We start from the raw sequence: 19,955 nt of genomic DNA on the forward strand, positions 1-19,955 counted from the left end.
AAACCCTCAAAACCATGGCAAGCAAAATTCTGTACGTGTGTCAGGAGATCACCCCCTATCTTCCAGAAACGGAGGGTTCCCGGCTTTGCCGTGCGCTGACGCAGGCAATGCAGGAACGCGGGAACGAGATCCGCACCTTCATGCCCCGCTACGGCTGCATCAACGAGCGCAGGCACCAGCTGCATGAGGTTATCCGGCTGTCGGGCATGAACCTCATCATCGACGACAACGACCACCAGCTGATTATCAAGGTGGCGTCGATACCCGCGGCGCGCGTACAGATTTATTTCATCGACAACGACGACTACTTCTCGCGCAAGGCGGTGCTGACCGACGGCGCGGACAACTACTTTCAGGACAACGACGAACGGGCCATCTTTTTCGCCCGCGGCGTACTGGAAACGGTCAAGAAACTGCGCTGGACCCCGACGGTGGTGCACTGCCACGGCTGGTTCACGGCCGTGGTTCCCGTTTACCTGAAACGGATCTTCGCCGACGACCCGATCTTCCGCGACGTCAAGGTCGTGGTGTCGCTCTACGGCGACGGCTTCTCCGGGGAACTCGATCCCGGATTCGGCGCCAAGATCGCCGGCGAAGGCGTCAAGGACAAAAATCTTGCGATTCTCGACACTCCGTCATACGAAAACCTCTGTCGCTTCGTTATGGAATATGCCGACGGAGTGGTTGCGGCATCCCCGGATGTCGACCCGAAAGTATTGGACATGGCCCGCGCGAGCGGAAAGCCGATGCTCGAATACCAATCGCCCGAGGCAGAGGACTTTTTCGATAATTACAACCGATTCTATGAAGCGATTCAATAACTTCCGCCGCATGCTGCTCCCCGTTGCAGCGCTGGCTGCCACGATAGGACTGACCCTCGGGGGCTGTACCAAGGTGGACGATACGCTGGGCGGAAACCTCATCCCCGACAACCAGCAGATGAGGGCGGGATACGTTCAGCTCCCCCGGGCCGACGAACTGAACCCGAAGAAATACGTCGAAACACGCCTGTTCCAGACCGATTCGATCGTCAGTTCGAACATCACCTACGGCTACATGGGTTCGATGCTCAACGACACGCTGGGCCACCGTTCCGCGGGATTCCTTTCGCAGATGGTCAACTATTACAAGGTCGATTCAGGCTACTTCGGCTACATGCCGATCTTCGACTCGGCGCAGATCTTGCTCAAGGTGACCAGCTTCGGCCGCGACTCGGTGACCGAGCAGTCCTTCGCGGTCTACGAGGTCGTCAGCAACAAATACCTCACCGAGAAACCCATAGCGCCCAACAAATCGCAGCGCGACTCGACCTTCTACCTCAATTTCGACCCCGTGGCGGAAGGCGTCTACAACCCCGACGAGCCGCTCTTCACCTTCACGCTCGGCGGTGAGGGCAAATACCCCTCGACCACGTCGGCCGTGACGTTGGAGCCGACCGAAGCGGGTAAAAAATACATCCGCCGCCTGATGCTTCAGGAGGGCGAGTATGCCGGCGACTACTCGATTTACAGCGCCGACAGCCTGAAATACTGGGTCGAGGCGTTCAAGGGACTTTACATCGCCCCGAACCCCGAGAAGCCGCTCACCGAGTACGGCAAGGGAACGATCTTCGCCACGGAACTGACCTATTCGGGCCTGTCGGTCTACGGACGTAACCGCGTGAAGGACGACCCCTCGCTGATCAAGGACACGATCGGCATGGTCTACTACTTCTACAAAGACGGCGCGGAATTCGGCAGCGTCTCGGTAAACAACGTCAAGCACGACTACGAGGAGGCCACGATCGCCCGAAGGATAAACATAGAGGAAGCCCGCGAGACGGCCGAGAACCGGCCCGAAAATCCCCTCGTCTATGTCGAGGGCATGGGCGGCGTGGTGACCGAGATGACCTTCAGCCCGGAGTTCTTCGCGGAGCTGGAGGCGGAGATCGCCAAGGGAAATGCCGACGGCAAGAATTTCAAAACACTCGCGTTCAGCCAGGTACGCATGTCGATCTACTTCAACGACAGCGACTACGAGTGGGAGAAGATCGCGGACGGAACGGCCGGCGACATCCTGCGCATGACCGACCAGATGAACGCATACCCGGCGCGGCTGGGCATGTACACCAATTACAAGACGCTGACGCCGATTTCGGACTACGCCTACATCTACGAGCAGAACTACGGTTCTTCGGTAACGCTCGCCTACAACGGCAAGATCAACCGCAGCCGCGGCTGCTACGTAATGGACATCACGGGCTACATGCAGCAGCTCTGGAACAGTTACATGGAAGCCAAGGCAGATGCGGGCGGCGAGGTTGCGAACATCGACTGGGACAAAGTCAAGAACCGCTCGGTATACATCGGACCCGAAGCGTACGGCCTCTACACGACCTCGTTCGGCGTGTTGCAGGGCATGCCGACACAGGCCGGGACTGCCGAACCGAACAACGCCCCGATCCGTTTCAGTATGGCGTACAACCTGATCAAGTAAACAACAGATAACCCCTTTTGCGGAACCTAAGTGTAATGCTTAGGTTTTCGCTTTTCTGAAAAAGCCATCAAAACAGCAATGCAGGAAAATTTAGTAATCGTAGAGTCCCCCGCCAAGGCCAAGACCATCGAGAAGTTTCTCGGCAAGGACTTTATCGTAAAATCGAGCTTCGGACACATCCGCGACCTTGCGAAGAAGGATCTCGGCATCAATATCGGAGAAGGCTACAAGCCCGTATACGAAATCCCCGGCGACAAGAAGAAAGTGGTCGACGAACTCACGAAGCTGGCCAAGTCGAAGACCGTCTGGCTCGCCTCCGATGAGGACCGCGAAGGAGAAGCCATCGCATGGCACCTGACCGAAGTGTTGGGTCTCCCCGTCGACCGGACCAAGCGCATCGTCTTCCACGAAATCACCAAGCGGGCGATTCTGGAAGCCATCGAGAAGCCGCGCACGGTCAATATGGACCTGGTCAACGCCCAGCAGGCACGCCGCATCCTCGACCGGCTGGTCGGCTTCGAGCTGTCGCCGGTGCTGTGGAAGAAGGTACGTCCGGCGCTGTCGGCAGGCCGCGTGCAGTCGGTCGCCGTGCGCCTGATCGTGGAGCGCGAACGCGAGATCATCGCCTTCCGCTCGGCAGCCTATTTCCGTGTCGTGGCCCAGTTCTACGCCGCCGGAGACCCGGAGAAGACGCTCTTCAAGGCCGAACTTTCGTCGCGTTTCGAGACCGAGGCGCAGGCCGAAACCTTCCTGCAAAGCTGCATCGGCGCCACATTCACGGTGGCCAAGGCCGAGGAGAAACCCGCACAGCGCTACCCCGCGCCGCCGTTCACCACCTCGACGCTCCAGCAGGAGGCGGGCCGCAAGCTGGGCATGTCCGTATCGCAGACGATGTCCGTCGCGCAGCACCTCTACGAGCAGGGTCTGATCACCTACATGCGTACCGACTCGGTGAACCTCTCGCAGCAGGCGCTGGCCCAGTGCAAGGAGGAGATCACGAAACTCTACGGCGAGAAATATTCGCGCTGGTTCAACTACAAGACCAAGACCAAAGGTGCGCAGGAGGCCCACGAGGCCATCCGCCCGTCGTACATCGAGCGTCAGGAGATCGAGGGCACGCCCGCCGAGAAGAAACTCTACGACCTGATCTGGAAGCGCACGGTCGCCTCGCAGATGGTCTGCGCCGAATTGGACCGCACGACCATCACCATCGACATGTCGGGCAGTTCGAACCAGTTCGTCGCACAGGGCGAGGTGGTCCGTTTCGACGGCTTCCTGCGCCTCTACTCCGAATCCACGGACGACGACCAGGCTGCCGAGAGCGGCGAGGGGCTGCTGCCGAAACTCACGGCCGGCGACCGGGTCCTCCCGTCGCAGATCACCGCCACAGAGCGCTTCACCTCGGCTCCGGCGCGCTATAACGAGGCCTCGCTCGTCAAACGCCTCGAAGAGCTGGGCATCGGCCGTCCTTCGACCTACGCCCCGACGATCACCACGATCATCAACCGCGGCTACGTCGTCAAACAGAACAGGGACGGGCAGAAGCGCAACTACGCACAGCTGACGCTCACGGGCGAAAAGATCGCCTCGAAGACCCTCTCGGAAAACTACGGCAAAGAGAAAAACCGACTTTCGCCGACCGACATCGGCATGGTGGTCAACGATTACCTGGAGGAGCAGTTCGGCCCGATCATCGACTACAACTTCACGGCCAGCGTAGAGAAGGAGTTCGACCGCATCGCCGAGGGCGACATCACCTGGGACAAGATGATCGACGAGTTCTACGGTCCCTTCCACAAGATGGTCGATTCGGCCATCACGACGCAGACCGCCAAGACGCGCGAAGTGCGCATTCTGGGCAACGATCCCAAGACGGGGCACATCGTGAAGGCGCGCATCGGCCGTTACGGCCCGATGGTCGAGATCGAAGGGAACGAAGGCGAGAAGGGACGCTTCGCGTCGCTCAAAAAGGGCCAGCTGATCGAGTCGATCACGCTCGAAGAGGCGCTGGAGCTTTTCGCCCTGCCCCGCGACCTGGGACAGCTGGACGGCGAGGAGCTGATGGTCGGCATCGGCAAGTACGGACCCTACGTGCGCTACGGAAAGTCGTTCGCGTCGCTGGCAAAGACCGACGACCCCTACACGATCGGCTACGACCGCGCCGTTGAGATCGTCCGCGCACACCAGGCGGCCGCGGCCGCGGCCAACACGCCGATGAAGAGTTTCCCCGAAGATGCCGACATGCTCGTTAAGAACGGCCGCTACGGACCCTACATCGCCTACAAGGGCAAAAACTACCGCCTGCCGAAGGGAGCGAAGCCCGAGGAACTCACCCTCGACGACTGTCTGAAGATCGTCGCAGGATCGAAAAAGTAACCGCCCCGGACAAGAGGGGAAGGGTCTGGCCGCGAAACGGAAAACCGTACCGGGACTGCGAAACGACCCGCAAGAAAGCAAACACCGAAAACCGAACGATTGATGAAAAAACCGATTCTCGCCGCACTTGCGCTCTGCTACGCACTCGGAGCCGCGGCACAAACGCCCGACACGGCCGCCCCGGAAGGCTACCGTTTCACCGACGTCAAAATCCTGCCCGTCACCCCGGTCAAGGACCAGAGCCGCAGCGGAACCTGCTGGTGTTACTCGACCCTCTCGTTCTTCGAAAGCGAAATCCTCCGCGCCGGAGGTCCCGAACTGGACCTTTCGGAGATGTGGATCGTGCGCAACATCTACTTCGAAAAGGCCGTGAAATACGTCCGCCTGCACGGCTCGCTGAACCTCGCCGTCGGCGGACAGGCCCACGATGTGCTGCACGGCATCGAGGCGTACGGCATCGTCCCCGAGGAGGTCTATCCGGGACTGAACTACGGCTACGACAAGCCCAATTTCGATGAGATCGACGCCGTGATCAAGGCCTACGCCGACGCGGTGATCAAGGCCGGCGGGAAGCGCAGCGACAGCCGCCTCACGACGGCCTGGCAGGCCGGGCTGAACGGCATCCTCGACGCTTATTTCGGCCCGATGCCCGGGAAGTTCACCTACCGGGGCAGGGAGTACACCCCGGCGTCGTTCGCCGCGTCGCTGCCGATCGACCTCGGCGACTACATCGAATTCACCTCGTTCACCCACCACCCCTTCTACACGGAGTTCGCCATGGAGGTCCCCGACAACTGGAACTGGGACAAGGTATGGAACGTGCCTCTGGACGAGTTCATGCAGATCATCGACAACTCACTGGAGAAGGGTTACACGATCTCCTGGGGAACCGACGTGAGCGAGAAGGGGTTCAGCCGCACCAAAGGTCTGGGCATCGTCCCTGAAGCCGACCTCGAAGGCATGCAGGGAACCGAAGCCGAGAAGTGGGGCAAACTCACCCAGAAGGAGAAGGACGAGGCGCTCTACAAGTTCGACAAACCCGGCAGGGAGCGCACCGTCACGCAGGAGCTTCGCCAGAAAGGCTACGACAACTACGAGACCACCGACGACCACGGCATGCAGATCGTGGGCACGGCCACCGACCAGAACGGAACGCCCTACTACAAGGTCAAGAACTCGTGGAACACGACAGGTCCCTACGACGGCTACTGGTATTTCTCGCGCCCGTTCGTCGCCTACAAGACGATGACCGTGCTGGTCAACAAAAACGCCGTTCCGAAGGCGATTCTCAAGAAAATCGGCGTCAAATAGACCGACGATCCCCGCAACGACAAAACAGCCCGGCTTTTGCAAGCCGGGCTGTTCGTTTATCGAAGTTTAAGTTTTTAAGTCTACTGAAAGGGAGATTTTACATCTCGCGCAGTTTGATGCTCTCTCCCAACATGATCAGGGCGGTACGGAACCACTCGTTAATCCTTGCTTTCATACTAAATAATTTTAATTAATTCTTAAAATATTTTATCATTTAAGACAGGACAAAAGTAGTGCGCGGAAACCAAACTTCCAAATATTTTATTAAGATTTTTTATAAAATTTGTAATTTTTTTGAATAAATCTCTATTCTTCGATTTCGACGCCCAGCAGACGGGCCAGCTCAACAGCCTGCAATGGACTAATTTTCAATCCTTTCAATTCAAACGACCCGATCTCGCGAACGCGAATGCCGCGGATGTCCGAATCGGCGAAAGAAAGTCCGCGCAGGCGGGTGCCGAAGAATTCGGCCTGTGTCAGGTCGCACTGCGCAAACTCGACACGTTCGAAACGGCAGTCCCCGAAAGCGGCGCCATGCATCGGACAGCCCGCAAAACGCACCGTGCGCAGCCGCGAAAAGGCGAAATTGGCGAACTCGCCCTTGCAACGTTCGAACAGCAGGTGGTTGAGCGCGGTTTCGGCGAAATTCGTTCCCGAAAGTTTGCAGTCGGCGAACCGTACGCGGTGGAGACTGCACCCCAGCAAGTCGGCGTTCGAGAAATCGCAGTTGCGGAAAACCACGTCCGAAAACTGCGAACGGGCAAGCACGCTCCCCGCGAAGAGACAGCCCGTGAAGAGGCATCCCTGCACCGAAAGGTGCTCGCGGTCGAGCGATGCGAAGTCCGCAGCGCGGAACGAAGCGTCGGCGATCTCCTCGTCACGGGTCATCCGAACGGGATCAGCGGACGCTGCTGACTCCCGGAGCAGTTGCGGTGCGGCGATTTCCATGGGCGGCAATTGTTTGAATTGCCGCAAAGGTAGGAATTTTTACCCGTTTCGTTACTACTTCCGGGGGTTGGGATTGTTCATTTTGCGCAACCGGAAATATTGGTTATCTTTGCTGTCGACTCCGAGCTCCAAATTCATGAAAAAGACCTGTTTCCTTCTCCTCACCGTTTTGCTGACGACAGCCGCGCTGCGCGCGTCGGCCCAGAACAAGGACACCTCGAAGGAGAATTTCCCATCGACCGAAACTACGCTTTCACAGATCGGACAGGCCGAGGCGCACCCGAACGCCAGGCACGTCCGGATGGCCGACACTTCAGCCCTCGCCGCTCCGGTGAAACGTCCGGGGCTGATCCGCCGCATCATCGACTATTACAGCCGTTCGAACGTGGACCGCACCTTCGAAAAGAAGATCGACTGGAGCATCGCCCCGGGACCCAACTACTCCTCGGACGTAGGCTTCGGCATCGGATTCCTGCTGGCGGGACTCTACCGGCTCGACCGCACCGACTCGGTCACCGCACCGTCGAACATTTCGATTTACGGCAACTTCACGACCGAGAAATTCGTGCTGCTGCGCTTTTCGGGCGACAACATCTACAACCACAACAAACAGCGGCTGAGCTACTCGGGCGCATTCGTCTACTTCCCCGGCGCCTTCTACGGCGTGGGTTACAACGCCGGCAAGGAGGGTTACGCCCAGGACCTCACCACGACGATGGGCGCCTTCCGCATCTCCTACTGCACCTCGCTCGTGGGCCGCTTCTACATCGGCGTCAGCGGCGGCATCGACTACTCCGGAGCCAAGTACAAAAATTCGGGCATGGCCGACCGCATGAACGGCATCCAGGCCGACGTAGAGTCCGGAAAACCGGTTCCGGGCGGCAAGATGGGCGAGCTTTACAACCTCTGGCAGGAGGGACGCTACGACCCTGCGAAACAGGACCCGTTCTCGAATTACATCGCCACGACGGGCGACAAGCCCAACGCCTTCAACGCCAATGTCGGGCTTTTCGCCCAGTACGACACGCGCGACGTGACGTTCAACGCCTCGAAGGGCATCTTCATCAAGGCCGAGGCCAAATGGTATCCCGAATGGCTGGGAAACACGCGCCGCACGTTCGGACGCTTCACGCTGACCTTCGACTTCTACCAGAAACTCTGGAAAGGGGCCGTGCTGGCCTGCGACCTCTACGCCGACGCCACGACCGGAACCCCCTCGTGGCACATGTACGCCAAAATGGGCGGCATGGAACGCATGCGCGGTTACTACGAGGGACGCTACCGCGACAAAAAACTGGTGGAAACGCAGATCGAACTGCGGCAGAAAATCTACCGCCGCCACGGCATCGTGGGATGGATCGGCGGCGGGCAGGTCTGGGGCACGGAGAAATTCCGCTGGGGAAACACGCTTTGCAGTTTCGGCTGCGGCTACCGCTTCGAATTCAAGAACCGCATGAACATCCGCCTCGATTACGGCTGGGGCAATTTCGGCAACCAGAATCTGCCGTGGGACCGCAAGCGATCCTCGGCGTTCCTGTTCACCGCTTCGGAAGCATTCTAAAGAATATATACGAGGATAAAACCTTCGTCCAGAGAGACGGAGAGCCTGACCGGCTCTCCGTTTCCGATCCGTCCCGCCAGCGTCCCGGCAGCAAGGTCGAGCCGCACGACGTGCAGATCCCTCCGGAAATCCAGCTCCCGGCGTCCGGCATACTTGTAGAGCGTCTCTTTTGCACACCAGACGATCCCCGGCAGAAGCGGGTCGTCGGAAAGGGCCTCCTCTTCAGGCGTCAGGTAGCGGCTCGCGGCACGTCTGAAATCGCGCGTTGCGGGTTCGATGTCCACGGCGCAACGCTCCGGGGAGGCGCAGACCGCGATGCGGCCGGCGCAATGGGCGACGGAGATATGGACGGCCCGGTTCGTCAGCACCGGGGCGCCCAGCGCATCGTAGGCGATCCCGACGTCGTCCCCCAGTTCGCGGCGCACCACAGCCCGCCACGTAAGGAACTCGGCCCGGCGGCGTTCCGACACGAACCCGGCTGCCGCGGCACGTTCTTCGGAAGTCGTCCACCGGGCGGACTCTTCGGCCGTCAGCGGCGGCGATGTCCACAGGGCCGGAATCATTGAAGGTCGACGCGGATTTTATCGACCCGGTGGCCGTCCATCTCCTGCACCGTGAAACGCAGGTCGTGCGAAGTGAAGACGTCGCCTTTGCGCGGAAAGTCGCGTTTGAGTTCGAGCATCAGCCCGGCAAGGGTTTCGGCCTCGCCCCGGACGTCGGCGAAAACGTCCTCGCCGATGTCGAGGATACGCTCGAAATCCCCGAGGTGGGTCTTTCCCTCGAAAATATAGCTCTTGGCGTCGAGCCGCGTGTAGAAGCACTCGTCGTTGTCGCTCTCGTCGGAAATCTCGCCGACGATCTCTTCGATGATGTCTTCGAGCGACACCAGCCCCAGCGTCGAACCGTACTCGTCGACGACGATGGCCATGTGGACCTTGTTCGACTGGAAGTCGGCCAGCAGGTCGTTGATCTTTTTGTGCTCGGGGACGAAATAGGGTTTGCGGATCAACTGCTGCCACGCGAAATCGCCGCCGTTGTTGATGTAGGGCAGCAGGTCCTTGACGTAGAGCGTCCCGCGGATATTGTCCACATCCTCCTCGTAGACCGGGATGCGCGAGAAGCCCGATTCGATGATCGTCCTCTTGACCGTCTCGTAATCGGCCGTCATGGAGAGCGCCGTGATGTCCACACGGGGTTTCATAATCTCCTGCACTTCGGTATTGACGAAGTTGACGATGCCCGAAAGCATCACGTGCTCCTCGGGGCTGGAACTCTGCGTCATGTCGACGGCGTCGGCCAGTTCGTCGAGCGAAATCTCGCTCTTGTGCGCGGCCTTTTCGCTGATGCGGCTGCTCGTGCGGACCAGCGCATAGGAGAGCGGATAGAAAACCCACCGCAGCACCAGCAGCGGACGGGCCACCATCGAGGCGAAGCGCAGGGGAATCGTCTGCGCCAGCACTTTGGGCAGTATCTCGCCGAAAAGCAGCAGCAGGAAAGTCACCAGCACGGTCTTGAACAGGAACTCGAACCGCAGGAAAGTGAAGACCGAGTCGATGATCCCGGCCGTGAGGATGACGATGCAGATATTCACCAGATTGTTGACCACCAGGATCGTGGCCAGCAGCAGGTCGACGTTCGCCAGCAGCCGCAGCATGGCGGCGGCCGATGCGCTTCTGCGGCTCTGCAAATGACGTATATCATTGTGCGAGAGGGAGAAAAAAGAAGTCTCGGCCCCCGAAACGAGCGCCGAAACACACAACAGGCAGAGCGTCACCGCGCAAAGCACGGCGATATGGGGTGAAAACCCGTTGAACGTAATCCAGGAATGCGCGTCTTCCAAATTGAAAATCGGTTAGTTAATCGAATAGCGAGCCGCCCTGCGACTCCTCTTTCTGCGCCTGGGCATCGGTCGTATCGTCCTTCAGCACCTCCTTGCGGCTGCCGGGGACGCGCACGATGAACTTCGAGTTGCGCGACTGGTAGGCGGGTTTGGCCAGCAGGGTGTCGATGTTGCTGTAACGGGTCGGCTTGGCGCCGAGCATCACCAGTTCGGGCTGACGCTGGGCGGGTTTGGGGGGCAGGGGTTTGATCGGCTCCAGCACGGGTGCCGCGGCGGACGTCTCCTTGACGGCCGGTTCGACGGTGCGGGCCGGGGGAATGATCTGCTTCATCACGCCGGGCTGCGCGTCGCCTTCGAATCCCGTGGCCACGACCACCAGCTCGATGAAATTGCCCAGCTGCGGCTTCTCGCTCGTACCCCAAATGATGTTGGCGTTGTGGATCACCCCGTTGTCGTCCTGCACGCTGGCGTGGGCCTGAATATACTCCAGAATCTGCACCACCTCCTCGTACATCAGGGCGTCGGCGTCCGACACCGAAATATTCAGCAGGATGTTCTTGGCGCCCGAAATCAGGTTGTGATCCAGCAGCGGGGAGCGCAGCGACGCTTCGGCCACCGCCTCGGCGCGCTTGTCGCCGTCGGCCGTAGCCACGGCCATATGCGCCCGGCCGCTGTTGCGCATCACCTTCGAGACATCGGCGAAGTCGACGTTCACCAGATCGCTCTCGACGGTGATGATCTCCGCGATACCCTTGGCCGCAGAGGCCAGAATGTCGTCGGCCTTGCCGAAAGCCTGCTTCAGCGAGAGGCGGCCGTAGATTTCCAGAATGTTTTCGTTGTTGATGATCAGCAGCGAATCGGTGTTCTGGCGCAGCTCCTCGATACCGCGGAACGCCTGTTCGTAACGGATCTTGCCCTCGACGGCCAGCGGCGAGGTGACGATGGCCACGGTCAGCAGCCCCATCTCCTTGGCCAGCTTGGCGATGACGGGCGATGCTCCCGTGCCCGTTCCGCCGCCCATGCCGGCGGTGATGAAGAGCATCTTCGTACCGGCCTCTTCGAGCACCTGACGGATTTCGGGCAGCGACTCGACGGCCGCGCGGCGGCCGTTCTCCGGATCGTTCCCGGCTCCGAGACCTTCGGAGCCGAGGCGGATCTTCCGCTCAACGGGGCTTTTGTCGAGCGCCTGCTGGTCGGTGTTGCAGACCATGAACGTAACGCCCCTGATCCCGAGGTTCCACATATGGTTTACGGCATTGCCCCCTGCGCCGCCGACGCCGACCACCGTAATGATCGAGCCGTCCGTGCGCGGGACCTTGATTTCCGACATCAATTCGTCTGTCATATCCTTTGATTCTTTATCTCCTTAACTCAATTTATTCCGGAATTCCGTCACTCCATGGGGGTGTCCTCTCCCTCGAAAACCCGGCCAACCCAACCCGAAACCTTTCGGGACAGTTCACCCCATACGCCCTGCAAAGTCTCACCGTCGCCGGCCATCACAGGCTCTTCCCGCCCTTTTTCCGGGATTTCCGGGCGTTCGGGATTTTCCGACACGGCAAAAACATGCGCCCTCGTCCGTGACGGACCATCCTCCCATCCGGCAACGCCGGGATTCGTATCCGGGACCTCGAATCCCGTAGCTATAATCACCAGTTCCAAAGTACCCGACTCCATCTGCGGATTGATACTCGTCCCCCAAATGATATTGGTTTCACTCAATCCCACATTCTTCCGATCGCCATTGGCATAACGCTGAATAAGGTCCAGCACCTGCTTCACCTCCCGGGTTTTCAGTTCATCGGAGTCCGGAACCGAAAAATTCAACAGGATATTTTTCGCCCCGGTAATCTCCTGATGACCCAATAACGGGGAGCAAAGCGACGCTTTCAGAACCTCGTCGACCCGGTTTTCACCGCATGCCGAAGTCACGCTCATATGCGCCCGGCCGCAATTGCGCATCACTTCGGCCACATCGGCGAAGTCGACGCCCACCAAGTCGCTTTCCCGGGTCACGATCTCGGCAATTCCCCGCGTAGCTGTGCTCAACACATCGTCGGCGCGGCTGAAAGCCTCATGCAGCGGAAGATCGTCATAAGCCCGCACCACGTTGTCATTGTCGATCACCAACAGCGCATCGACATTCTGCTCCAACTGGGCGATAGCCTCCATGGCCTGTTTCCAACGCCGTTTTCCCTCGCTCACCAGCGGCGAAGTGACAATACCTACCGTCAGCATTTCCATCTCCTTGGCCAGTTTGGCGATGACCGGAGCCGCTCCGGTTCCGGTTCCTCCGCCCATGCCGGCGGTAATGAACACCATCCGGCAACCCGATTCCATCAGATAACGGCGGATGTCCTCCAACGAAGCGATCGCCGCATCCCGCCCCCGTTCGGGACGGTTTCCGGCCCCAAGGCCTTCGGTCCCGAGGCGGACCTTATTGCTGACGGGATTGATATTCAAAGATTTCCGGTCTGTATTGCAGGCCAGATAGGTGACGCCTTTCACTCCCGCATGCCACATGTTAGACACGGCATTGCAGCCTGCGCCGCCCACGCCGATCACCATAATCAACGAGGATTCGTCCCGCGGAACCTGTATCTCTGCCATCAATTCGTCCATCGCCTTCCGTATTCCCCGGTATGTCTAAATCTCTTCGTCCTCGGCGGCCGAGAAACTCTTATTGATTTTGTCGAAGGTCTTCTGGAAGATCGCACCCCAGTTGCGGCTGCGCTTCGGTTCGATCACCGGCGGCTCGTCGGCACGCTCTTCGTCCGGCCGTCCGGCCGCTTCGGCTCCGGCCGGCACCCCGGAATCGGGTTCCGAAGCCGGCACGGGAGGCGTATAGGGCTGGGCAGCACGCGGCTGCGGAGCCTTGAACCCGCCCGCTGCGGGCTGCGGCGGCGTGAAAGGCCGGTGCGGCTCGGAACGAGGAGCCGCGGGGTGCTCGATGACGGCGCAGCCGCCCAGTTCGGCCCCCTTGAGCAGGATGCCCACGGCGGTCGAGAAAGCGGCGTCCGCAACCTTCTCCTTCGACTCCCCGGTGATTCCCGTCTCGGGCACAGCGACACGCACGTCCATGCCCGTCACGCGGCGGAACAGTTCGTCGAGGTCCTTCAATTTGGCCGAACCGCCCGTCAGCACGATGCCGTAGGCCAGTTTCCCGGCGTATCCCGAATCCTTGATCTCCTGCTGCACGAACTCCGCGATGTCCGTGGCGCGGGCCTCGATCACCGTGGCCAGGTTGCGCAGCAGAATGTCCTTCGCCTCGCGGGCCGTACGGCCGTTGACGCGGATCAGCTTGTCCTCGGGAGCCAGTTCGGCGACCGCCGAACCGTATTTCTGCTTGAGGCTCTCAACGTGTTTCTCGGGAACGCTCATCGTGCGGATGTCGCGGTTGATGGCCGATGCGCCCATCGGGATCGAAGCGACGTAACGCACCACGTTGCGGTAATAGACCGTCACGTCGGTGACGCCGCCGCCGACGTCGACCACGGCCACGCCCTCCTCCTTCTCATCGGGCAGCAGCACCGCTTCGGGCGTCGCCAGCGCGTCGGACATGACGCCCAGCATCTTGATGCCGAGGCGTTTCAGGGCCATATCGAGACGCTGCATCGGGGTTTTGAGGCAAAGGATGAAGTTGAACGTCGACGAAAGTTTCTTGCCGAACGAACCCACGGGATTGCGCACCTCCTGGTTGTCGTCGACCATGTAGTTCTGGGGCACGCGCTCCATAATGGTCTCGTCGTCGGGGGCCTGCACGTTGCGCATGCGGTCGAACAGCGCATCGACGTCCTTCTGGTTGACGCCGTTCTGGGGATCGTAGACGAAGACATGGTCGGTATGGCGCGCACAGCGCACGAAGTCGCCCGAGATACCGGCATACGCCTCCGTGATGCGGATTCCGAGCTGCTGCTCGGCCTCCGACACGGCCTCGCGGATGGCGCGGCTCACCAGTTCGATATTCTCGATCCGGCCCGCATTGACTCCCTCGACGGGCTTCGTGACGACACACGCCACGTCAAGCAGGCCTTCGGGCGTCTTCTCCCCGACGGCCACCACGACCGACGAGCAGCCCAAATCGACGGCAACGGTATAATTCTTTTTTTCCACGGTATAATCCTTTTACTTCTTGCAAACCACCTGGTCGTTATATCTGATGTCAATAGTGCGGTATTCGCTCCAGCCGATCGACGAGAGGCCGCTGCGGTAAAACCGCAACAGTTTGTCGAACTTGCGCTCCACGTCCTCCAGCCGGCCGAAAAGCACGGCGAAGCGGCCGCTGCGGGGCGTAAGTTCCACCTCCAATGCTCCGCTGGGGGTCGTTTTCGCGGTGATCTGCACCACTTCCGACCTCCAGAAATCATCGTCTTCGACAGTTTCTACAAAGGTAAGGAGTTTCATGAAATCTTCGTAGCTTTTCTCCAACTTTTTTTGTTTCCGCCGCTCGGCCTCCTGCAACCCGGCGATACGCTCGATCTCCTCGCGGATCACGCCCGCCCGGTAGCGGTAGGTGCGGCGCAGGCCGGCTTTTTTCTCGCGCAGCGCGTCGACCCGCGCATCGAACTCCCGCGAACCTTCCAGCCGCCACCACTGCCGCTTGATGCGCATGCGGCGCAGGGCCGAAATGTTGCGGTCGTTCTCCATCTCACGCCGGTAGAGAGGGTATTTCTCGCGTTCGAGTTCGGCGATGCGTTCGTCAATCTCGCCGAGACGCAGGTCGATATGCTCCCGCACGCTCCCGACGTACGACGCAGGGAAGGGAGGACGGTAACTGCCGGTGACCACCGGCACGTAGAGCGACGAGGCGCGGGGCGCGGCGAAGACATAGCCGTCGGCGGTCACGTAGGCGTTCATGCCGTCGGTAAGCAGGCGCACCAGCGGCTTGCGCTGGCTGATCTCGATGTGCAGCGTTCCCCCGTAGGAGACATAGGCAACCGTTTTATCCACGAATCCGTTGCGGGCGATCAGTCGTTCGATACCCGTCAGGTCCACCGCATCAACTGCCGTGCCGAGTGTCTTGATTCCGGCATGTGAAATCCACTGGCGGACCATCGCTGCCGAGACCAGATGTCCCTGCGAAGAGCTGTCCACCACCTCGATCTCCAGCTTTCCGACCGTACCCGTCCTGCGCACGCGCCGCACCGCCGAGGCCGCAAAGACGATGTATGCGGCCACGGCGACCCACAGCAGGGTCAGAAGCGTGTATCGGAGGTAGCGGGACATCACTATTAAAAATTATGAAAAATCATTCAGGCAGATTCCAAGCCACGCAAGAAGTCGTTTTTGTCAAGCAAAAGAGACCTCATCAACTCCAGCCGGAAACGAAAATGCCAAAAACAGATGCCTGTATTTTTAATATTTAGCTTTTCATTTTTAATCGCTCCGCCAATGCGGGGCAGCAGGCGTCGATATTGCCGGCGCCGAAGCTGATCACAACGTCGGTGTCCATCGCGGCCACCTCGTCGGCCAAATGGTCGCGGTCGACGATACGGCACGGCGCGGCGACCCGTCGGGCGATGATCTCCGAGGTGATGCCCGGAATCGGCTCCTCGCGCGCCGGGTAGATGGGCAGCAGCACCACTTCGTCGGCATGCGACAACGCCTCGGCGAACTCCGCATGGAGGTCGCGCGTACGGGTGTAGAGGTGGGGCTGGAACAGCGCCGTGATCCGCCGCCCGGGGAACATCTTCCGCACGGAGGTGAGCGTTGCGGCCAGCTCGCGCGGATGATGGGCGTAGTCGTCCATATAGACCTGCTTCGGGGTGTTGACATAGAACTCGAAACGCCGTTTCACCCCCGAGAACGAGGCCAGCGCGCCGCGCAGCTTATCGGCATCCAGCGGAGTTCCTCCGGCCTTCGCGGCGCACCACACCGAAGCGACGGCCGCGACCGCGTTTTCGATGTTGACCCACCCCGGAACGCCCAGCGTGCACCCCTCGAACGCGCCCGAGGGTGTCACCAGGTCGTAACGGTAATGCCCCCCTTCGAGCAGCTGCACGTTGCGGGCGTAGAAATCGCACGGCTCGTCGTAGGAATAACGGTATACGGCGATCCCGGGGTTGTCGATCACGATGTCGACGCCCCGCTTGATGATGAGCGAGCCGCCCGGCCGGATCTGCCGCACGAACTGCGAGAAGGCCTCCTTCACCGCCTCGTGCGTCCCGTAGATGTCGAGGTGGTCGGCGTCGGCCGAGGTGACCACCGCCACGTCGGGATACAGCCGCAGGAACGACCGGTCGAACTCGTCGGCCTCGACAGCCAGTCTCCCGCCGTCGCCCAGCACCAGATTGCCGCCGAAATTCTTCGAAATGCCCCCCAGAAAAGCCGAGCCGCCGCCCGTCAGCGCGCGGTTGAGCCATGCCACCATCGTCGAAGTGGTGGTCTTGCCGTGCGTGCCCGCCACGGCCATCACGTATTTGCCCTCCGCAAGATGCCCCAGCATCTGCGAACGCTTCTCGACGCAGAAACCGTGTTCGCGAAAATAGCGGTATTCGCCGTGATCCTGCGGCACGGCCGGGGTGTAGACGACCATCGTCTTCTTCGGGTCGAGAAATCCTTCGGGGATCAGCCGCACGTCGTCCTCGTAGTGGACCGCCGCGCCCTCCGCTTCGAGTTCGCCGGTCAGGTGCGAAGGCGTGCGGTCATAGCCCGCGACGGCATACCCCCCGTGCAGAAAATAGCGCGCCAGGGCACTCATGCCGATGCCGCCAATACCCAGAAAATAGACGTTCTTGTATTCCATCACTTCATTACCTTTACAATCTCATTGACAATATCTTCCGCGGCGTCGGGCCTGGCCAGCGCCTCCAGATTGCGGCTCATCGCCGCCAGCGTCTCCCGATCCGCCAGCAGCTCCACGGCCCGCGGCATCGCCTTCGTCTGGCACTCGGCGTCCGGAACGACCACCGCCGCGCCCTTCGTCTCCAGCGCCCGGGCGTTTTTGGTCTGATGGTCCTCGGCCACGTTGGGCGACGGAACGAACAGCACCGGCTTGGCAACGAGGCACAACTCGGAGACCGTCCCGGCCCCGCTGCGCGAGACGACCAGATCGGCCGCGGCGTAGGCGTAGTCCATGCGGTCGATGAAAGCCCCCTGCCAGACGTGCGCGGCGGGGTGCGCGGCCAGAAAGGCCTGCATTTCGCGCTCGTAGTACTTGCCCGTCTGCCAGATCACCTGCACGGGGGCCTTGCCGTCCGTCCCGACGATCCACGCCTTCATCATCTCGTTCAGCGACCGTGTGCCGAGCGACCCGCCGACCACCAGGATCACCGGAAGATCGGGCGTCAGCCCGTAATATTCCAGCGCCTCGGCGCGGTCGGCGCCCTCCTTCGAAAAGCGGCCCCGCAGGGGATTGCCCGTCAGGACGATCTTCGCCGCCGGGAAGAAGCGTTCCATGCCTTCGTAAGCCGTGCAGATGCGCCGCGCGCCCTTCGCGAGGATTTTATTCGTCACGCCCGCATAGGAGTTCTGCTCCTGAATCACGGTCGGCACGCCCATCCGCTGCGCGGCCCACAGCACCGGAGCGCTGGCATAGCCGCCGAAGCCCACCACGGCGTCGGCCCCGAAGTCGCGGATGATCCTCTTCGCCATCCGGATGCTCTTCACCGCCTTGAACGGCACCGCCAGGTTGCGCCAGTCCAGCCGCCGCTGAAGGCCCGCGATCGGCAAGCCCACGATGCGGTAGCCCAGCGCCGGGACCTTCTCCATCTCCATCTTGCCCTCGGCCCCGACGAAGAGAATCTCCACCCCGTCGCCGAAACGCCGTTTCAAGGCCTCGGCCACAGCCACGGCCGGGTAGATATGGCCTCCGGTTCCACCTCCGGAAAGAATGATGCGTTTCATCGTATCTAATTTTTAATTCTTAATTTTTAATTGATTCTGCCGCCGGGGCGGCAGAATCATCGTCCCCAGTTCCCCCGGTCCAGCGACCGGTAGTTGATCGCCTCGGCGATGTCCGCCTGAACGATGTCGGCGCGTCCCGCCAGGTCGGCGATCGTGCGCGCCGCCTTCAGGATACGGTCGTAGGCCCGCGCCGAGAGCGACAACCGCTCCATGGCCCGCTCCAGCAGCGCGGCCGAAGCCGCATCGAGGCGGCAGTATTCGCGCAGCATCGCGCTGTTCATCATCGAGTTGGTATGAACCCCCTCGACACCGCCGAAGCGCGCCTCCTGCACCGCCCGCGCCCGGATGACCCGTTCGCGAACCGCAGCGCTCGCCTCGCCCGGCGCAGCCGCCGACAACTCCTGCGGAGTCACGGGCGTCACCTCCACATGCAGGTCGATGCGGTCCATCAGCGGACCCGAAATGCGCCCCATATAACGGTGCACCGACCCCGGAGAACAGGTGCACTCCTTCGTCGGGTGGTTGTAATAGCCGCACGGGCAGGGATTCATCGCCGCCACGAGCGTAAAATTCGCCGGGTATTCGACGCTGTATCTGGCCCGCGAAACCACGATCTTCTTCTCCTCCAGCGGCTGCCGCAGCACTTCGAGCACGCTGCGCCCGAATTCGGGCAGCTCATCGAGGAACAGCACGCCGTTGTGGGCCAGCGACACCTCGCCCGGCCGGGGCGACTGCCCGCCGCCGATCACGGCAACCTGCGAAGCCGTATGATGCGGAGCGCGAAACGGCCGCCGGGTCATCAGCCCGCCCGTCACGCCCGCCTTGCCCGCCACGGAGTGTATCTTGGTCGTTTCGAGCGCCTCTTCGCGCGAAAGCGGCGGCAGGATCGTCGGCAGACGCCGTGCGAGCATCGTCTTGCCCGAACCCGGCGCACCGACCATGATGACGTTGTGCCCTCCCGCCGCGGCGATCTCCAGCGCACGTTTCACATGCGTCTGGCCCCGCACGTCGGCGAAATCCTCCGCATAGTGCGTCGCCGCCGCGGCGAACGGTTCGTCGTCGGCCGGCACGGCAGGCGCAATCTCCGCCTCGCCGTTCAGGTATCCGACGACCTGGCGCAAGGTCGTGGCGCCGATCACCTCGATGCCGTCGACAACCGCGGCCTCCGCCGCGTTTTCCGCCGGCAGCACCACCCGCCGCAGCCCCTCCGAACGCGCCCGGACCGCAACGGGAAGCACGCCCCGCACGGGTTTGAGCGAGCCGTCGAGCGACAGTTCGCCGACGAACATCGTCCCGGCGACCGCCCCGGCGTCGATGCGGCCCATCGCCGCGAGGATTCCCACGGCGATCGGCAGGTCGAAACCCGCCCCCTCCTTGCGCAGGTCGGCCGGAGCGAGGCTCACGACCACCTTCTTGCCCGACATCCGCTCGCCCGAGTTCTCGAACGCCGCCCGGATGCGCTGTTCGCTCTCCTTCACGGCATTGTCGGGCAGTCCCACGAGGTACATGCCCAGACCGCCGCCGGCGATGTTGACCTCGACGGTCACCGCCACGGCGTCGATCCCGGCGACCGCTCCTGCAAATGTACGAACGAACATG

At 61.1% G+C, this 19,955-nt stretch carries 15 protein-coding genes; 5 read left to right on the forward strand and 10 right to left on the reverse strand.

Annotated features, from left to right (window positions below):
- The first annotated feature begins 14 nt into the window (after positions 1-14).
- The 4 genes from NQ492_RS06960 (at position 15) to NQ492_RS06975 (ending at position 6,162) form a co-directional block, all read left to right on the forward strand.
- Positions 15-821: a glycogen/starch synthase gene (locus NQ492_RS06960; RefSeq protein WP_015547005.1), complete on the forward strand. Its 807-nt coding sequence runs from the start codon at positions 15-17 to the stop codon at positions 819-821.
- Entirely contained in the window at positions 805-2,475 is a 1,671-nt protein-coding gene (locus NQ492_RS06965; protein WP_015547004.1) for a DUF4270 domain-containing protein, read from the forward strand. Before NQ492_RS06960 ends, NQ492_RS06965 begins: the two co-directional genes overlap by 17 nt.
- Before the next feature lie 78 nt (positions 2,476-2,553).
- Complete coding sequence (gene topA, locus NQ492_RS06970) at positions 2,554-4,851, forward strand: type I DNA topoisomerase (protein ID WP_015547003.1); 2,298 nt, start codon at positions 2,554-2,556, stop codon at positions 4,849-4,851.
- Positions 4,852-4,953: 102 nt separating this feature from the next.
- A complete protein-coding gene (locus NQ492_RS06975) occupies positions 4,954-6,162 on the forward strand; it encodes a C1 family peptidase (protein ID WP_015547002.1) in 1,209 nt (402 codons plus the stop codon).
- 306 nt (positions 6,163-6,468) lie between these two features.
- Here the strand turns inward: NQ492_RS06975 and NQ492_RS06980 are convergent, their stop codons facing one another.
- Positions 6,469-7,110: a pentapeptide repeat-containing protein gene (locus NQ492_RS06980; protein ID WP_022061683.1), complete on the reverse strand. Its 642-nt coding sequence runs from the start codon at positions 7,108-7,110 to the stop codon at positions 6,469-6,471.
- Between the two features lie 136 nt (positions 7,111-7,246).
- Here NQ492_RS06980 and NQ492_RS06985 point away from each other — a divergent pair, with 136 nt between their 5' ends.
- Positions 7,247-8,671, forward strand: coding sequence for a BamA/TamA family outer membrane protein (locus NQ492_RS06985; RefSeq protein ID WP_015546998.1), 1,425 nt, complete (start codon positions 7,247-7,249; stop codon positions 8,669-8,671).
- On the opposite strand, the gene NQ492_RS06990 is transcribed toward NQ492_RS06985, so the two are convergent.
- The 9 genes from NQ492_RS06990 to NQ492_RS07030 all read right to left on the reverse strand — a co-directional run bounded on the left by NQ492_RS06990 (position 8,668) and on the right by NQ492_RS07030 (position 19,954).
- The gene (locus NQ492_RS06990; RefSeq protein ID WP_015546997.1) at positions 8,668-9,234 is read right to left on the reverse strand and encodes a 4'-phosphopantetheinyl transferase family protein; all 567 of its coding nucleotides are present in this window, start codon (positions 9,232-9,234) and stop codon (positions 8,668-8,670) included. The two genes, NQ492_RS06985 and NQ492_RS06990, sit on opposite strands and share 4 nt — an antisense overlap.
- Positions 9,231-10,511, reverse strand: a complete 1,281-nt coding sequence (gene gldE, locus NQ492_RS06995; protein WP_022061684.1) for a gliding motility-associated protein GldE — start codon at positions 10,509-10,511, stop codon at positions 9,231-9,233. Before gldE ends, NQ492_RS06990 begins: the two co-directional genes overlap by 4 nt.
- A gap of 16 nt (positions 10,512-10,527) precedes the next feature.
- Positions 10,528-11,856 (reverse strand): cell division protein FtsZ, encoded by a 1,329-nt coding sequence (gene ftsZ, locus NQ492_RS07000; RefSeq protein WP_044054293.1) that lies wholly within the window; start codon positions 11,854-11,856, stop codon positions 10,528-10,530.
- A 47-nt stretch (positions 11,857-11,903) separates the two neighbouring features.
- The gene (ftsZ, locus tag NQ492_RS07005) at positions 11,904-13,133 is read right to left on the reverse strand and encodes a cell division protein FtsZ (protein ID WP_015546994.1); all 1,230 of its coding nucleotides are present in this window, start codon (positions 13,131-13,133) and stop codon (positions 11,904-11,906) included.
- Positions 13,134-13,157: 24 nt separating this feature from the next.
- On the reverse strand, positions 13,158-14,624 hold the full coding sequence (gene ftsA, locus NQ492_RS07010) for a cell division protein FtsA (protein WP_044054291.1): 1,467 nt from the start codon (positions 14,622-14,624) through the stop codon (positions 13,158-13,160).
- Positions 14,625-14,636: 12 nt separating this feature from the next.
- Positions 14,637-15,737, reverse strand: a complete 1,101-nt coding sequence (locus tag NQ492_RS07015) for a cell division protein FtsQ/DivIB (protein ID WP_015546993.1) — start codon at positions 15,735-15,737, stop codon at positions 14,637-14,639.
- Between the two features lie 136 nt (positions 15,738-15,873).
- The gene (murC, locus tag NQ492_RS07020) at positions 15,874-17,256 is read right to left on the reverse strand and encodes a UDP-N-acetylmuramate--L-alanine ligase (RefSeq protein WP_015546992.1); all 1,383 of its coding nucleotides are present in this window, start codon (positions 17,254-17,256) and stop codon (positions 15,874-15,876) included.
- A complete protein-coding gene (gene murG / locus NQ492_RS07025) occupies positions 17,256-18,356 on the reverse strand; it encodes an undecaprenyldiphospho-muramoylpentapeptide beta-N-acetylglucosaminyltransferase (protein WP_015546991.1) in 1,101 nt (366 codons plus the stop codon). Before murG ends, murC begins: the two co-directional genes overlap by 1 nt.
- A gap of 56 nt (positions 18,357-18,412) precedes the next feature.
- Positions 18,413-19,954 carry a YifB family Mg chelatase-like AAA ATPase gene (locus tag NQ492_RS07030; RefSeq protein ID WP_015546990.1) on the reverse strand — a complete coding sequence of 514 codons (1,542 nt, stop codon included), beginning with the start codon at positions 19,952-19,954 and terminating at the stop codon, positions 18,413-18,415.
- Position 19,955 lies beyond the last annotated feature (1 nt).

The sequence above is a fragment of the Alistipes shahii WAL 8301 genome (assembly GCF_025145845.1).
GTDB lineage: Bacteria > Bacteroidota > Bacteroidia > Bacteroidales > Rikenellaceae > Alistipes > Alistipes shahii.

What these genes read in the sequence shown, in the direction of transcription:
- NQ492_RS06975 (WP_015547002.1), top strand. Translation starts at nt 4,954, where the DNA reads ATGAAAAAACCGATTCTCGCCGCACTTGCGCTCTGCTACGCACTCGGA.
- NQ492_RS06985 (WP_015546998.1), top strand. Translation starts at nt 7,247, where the DNA reads ATGAAAAAGACCTGTTTCCTTCTCCTCACCGTTTTGCTGACGACAGCC.
- NQ492_RS06965 (WP_015547004.1), top strand. Translation starts at nt 805, where the DNA reads ATGAAGCGATTCAATAACTTCCGCCGCATGCTGCTCCCCGTTGCAGCG.
- ftsZ (WP_015546994.1), bottom strand. Translation starts at nt 13,133, where the DNA reads ATGGACGAATTGATGGCAGAGATACAGGTTCCGCGGGACGAATCCTCG.
- NQ492_RS06990 (WP_015546997.1), bottom strand. Translation starts at nt 9,234, where the DNA reads ATGATTCCGGCCCTGTGGACATCGCCGCCGCTGACGGCCGAAGAGTCC.
- ftsZ (WP_044054293.1), bottom strand. Translation starts at nt 11,856, where the DNA reads ATGACAGACGAATTGATGTCGGAAATCAAGGTCCCGCGCACGGACGGC.
- topA (WP_015547003.1), top strand. Translation starts at nt 2,554, where the DNA reads ATGCAGGAAAATTTAGTAATCGTAGAGTCCCCCGCCAAGGCCAAGACC.
- NQ492_RS06980 (WP_022061683.1), bottom strand. Translation starts at nt 7,110, where the DNA reads ATGGAAATCGCCGCACCGCAACTGCTCCGGGAGTCAGCAGCGTCCGCT.
- murC (WP_015546992.1), bottom strand. Translation starts at nt 17,256, where the DNA reads ATGGAATACAAGAACGTCTATTTTCTGGGTATTGGCGGCATCGGCATG.
- NQ492_RS07015 (WP_015546993.1), bottom strand. Translation starts at nt 15,737, where the DNA reads ATGTCCCGCTACCTCCGATACACGCTTCTGACCCTGCTGTGGGTCGCC.
- murG (WP_015546991.1), bottom strand. Translation starts at nt 18,356, where the DNA reads ATGAAACGCATCATTCTTTCCGGAGGTGGAACCGGAGGCCATATCTAC.
- NQ492_RS06960 (WP_015547005.1), top strand. Translation starts at nt 15, where the DNA reads ATGGCAAGCAAAATTCTGTACGTGTGTCAGGAGATCACCCCCTATCTT.
- NQ492_RS07030 (WP_015546990.1), bottom strand. Translation starts at nt 19,954, where the DNA reads ATGTTCGTTCGTACATTTGCAGGAGCGGTCGCCGGGATCGACGCCGTG.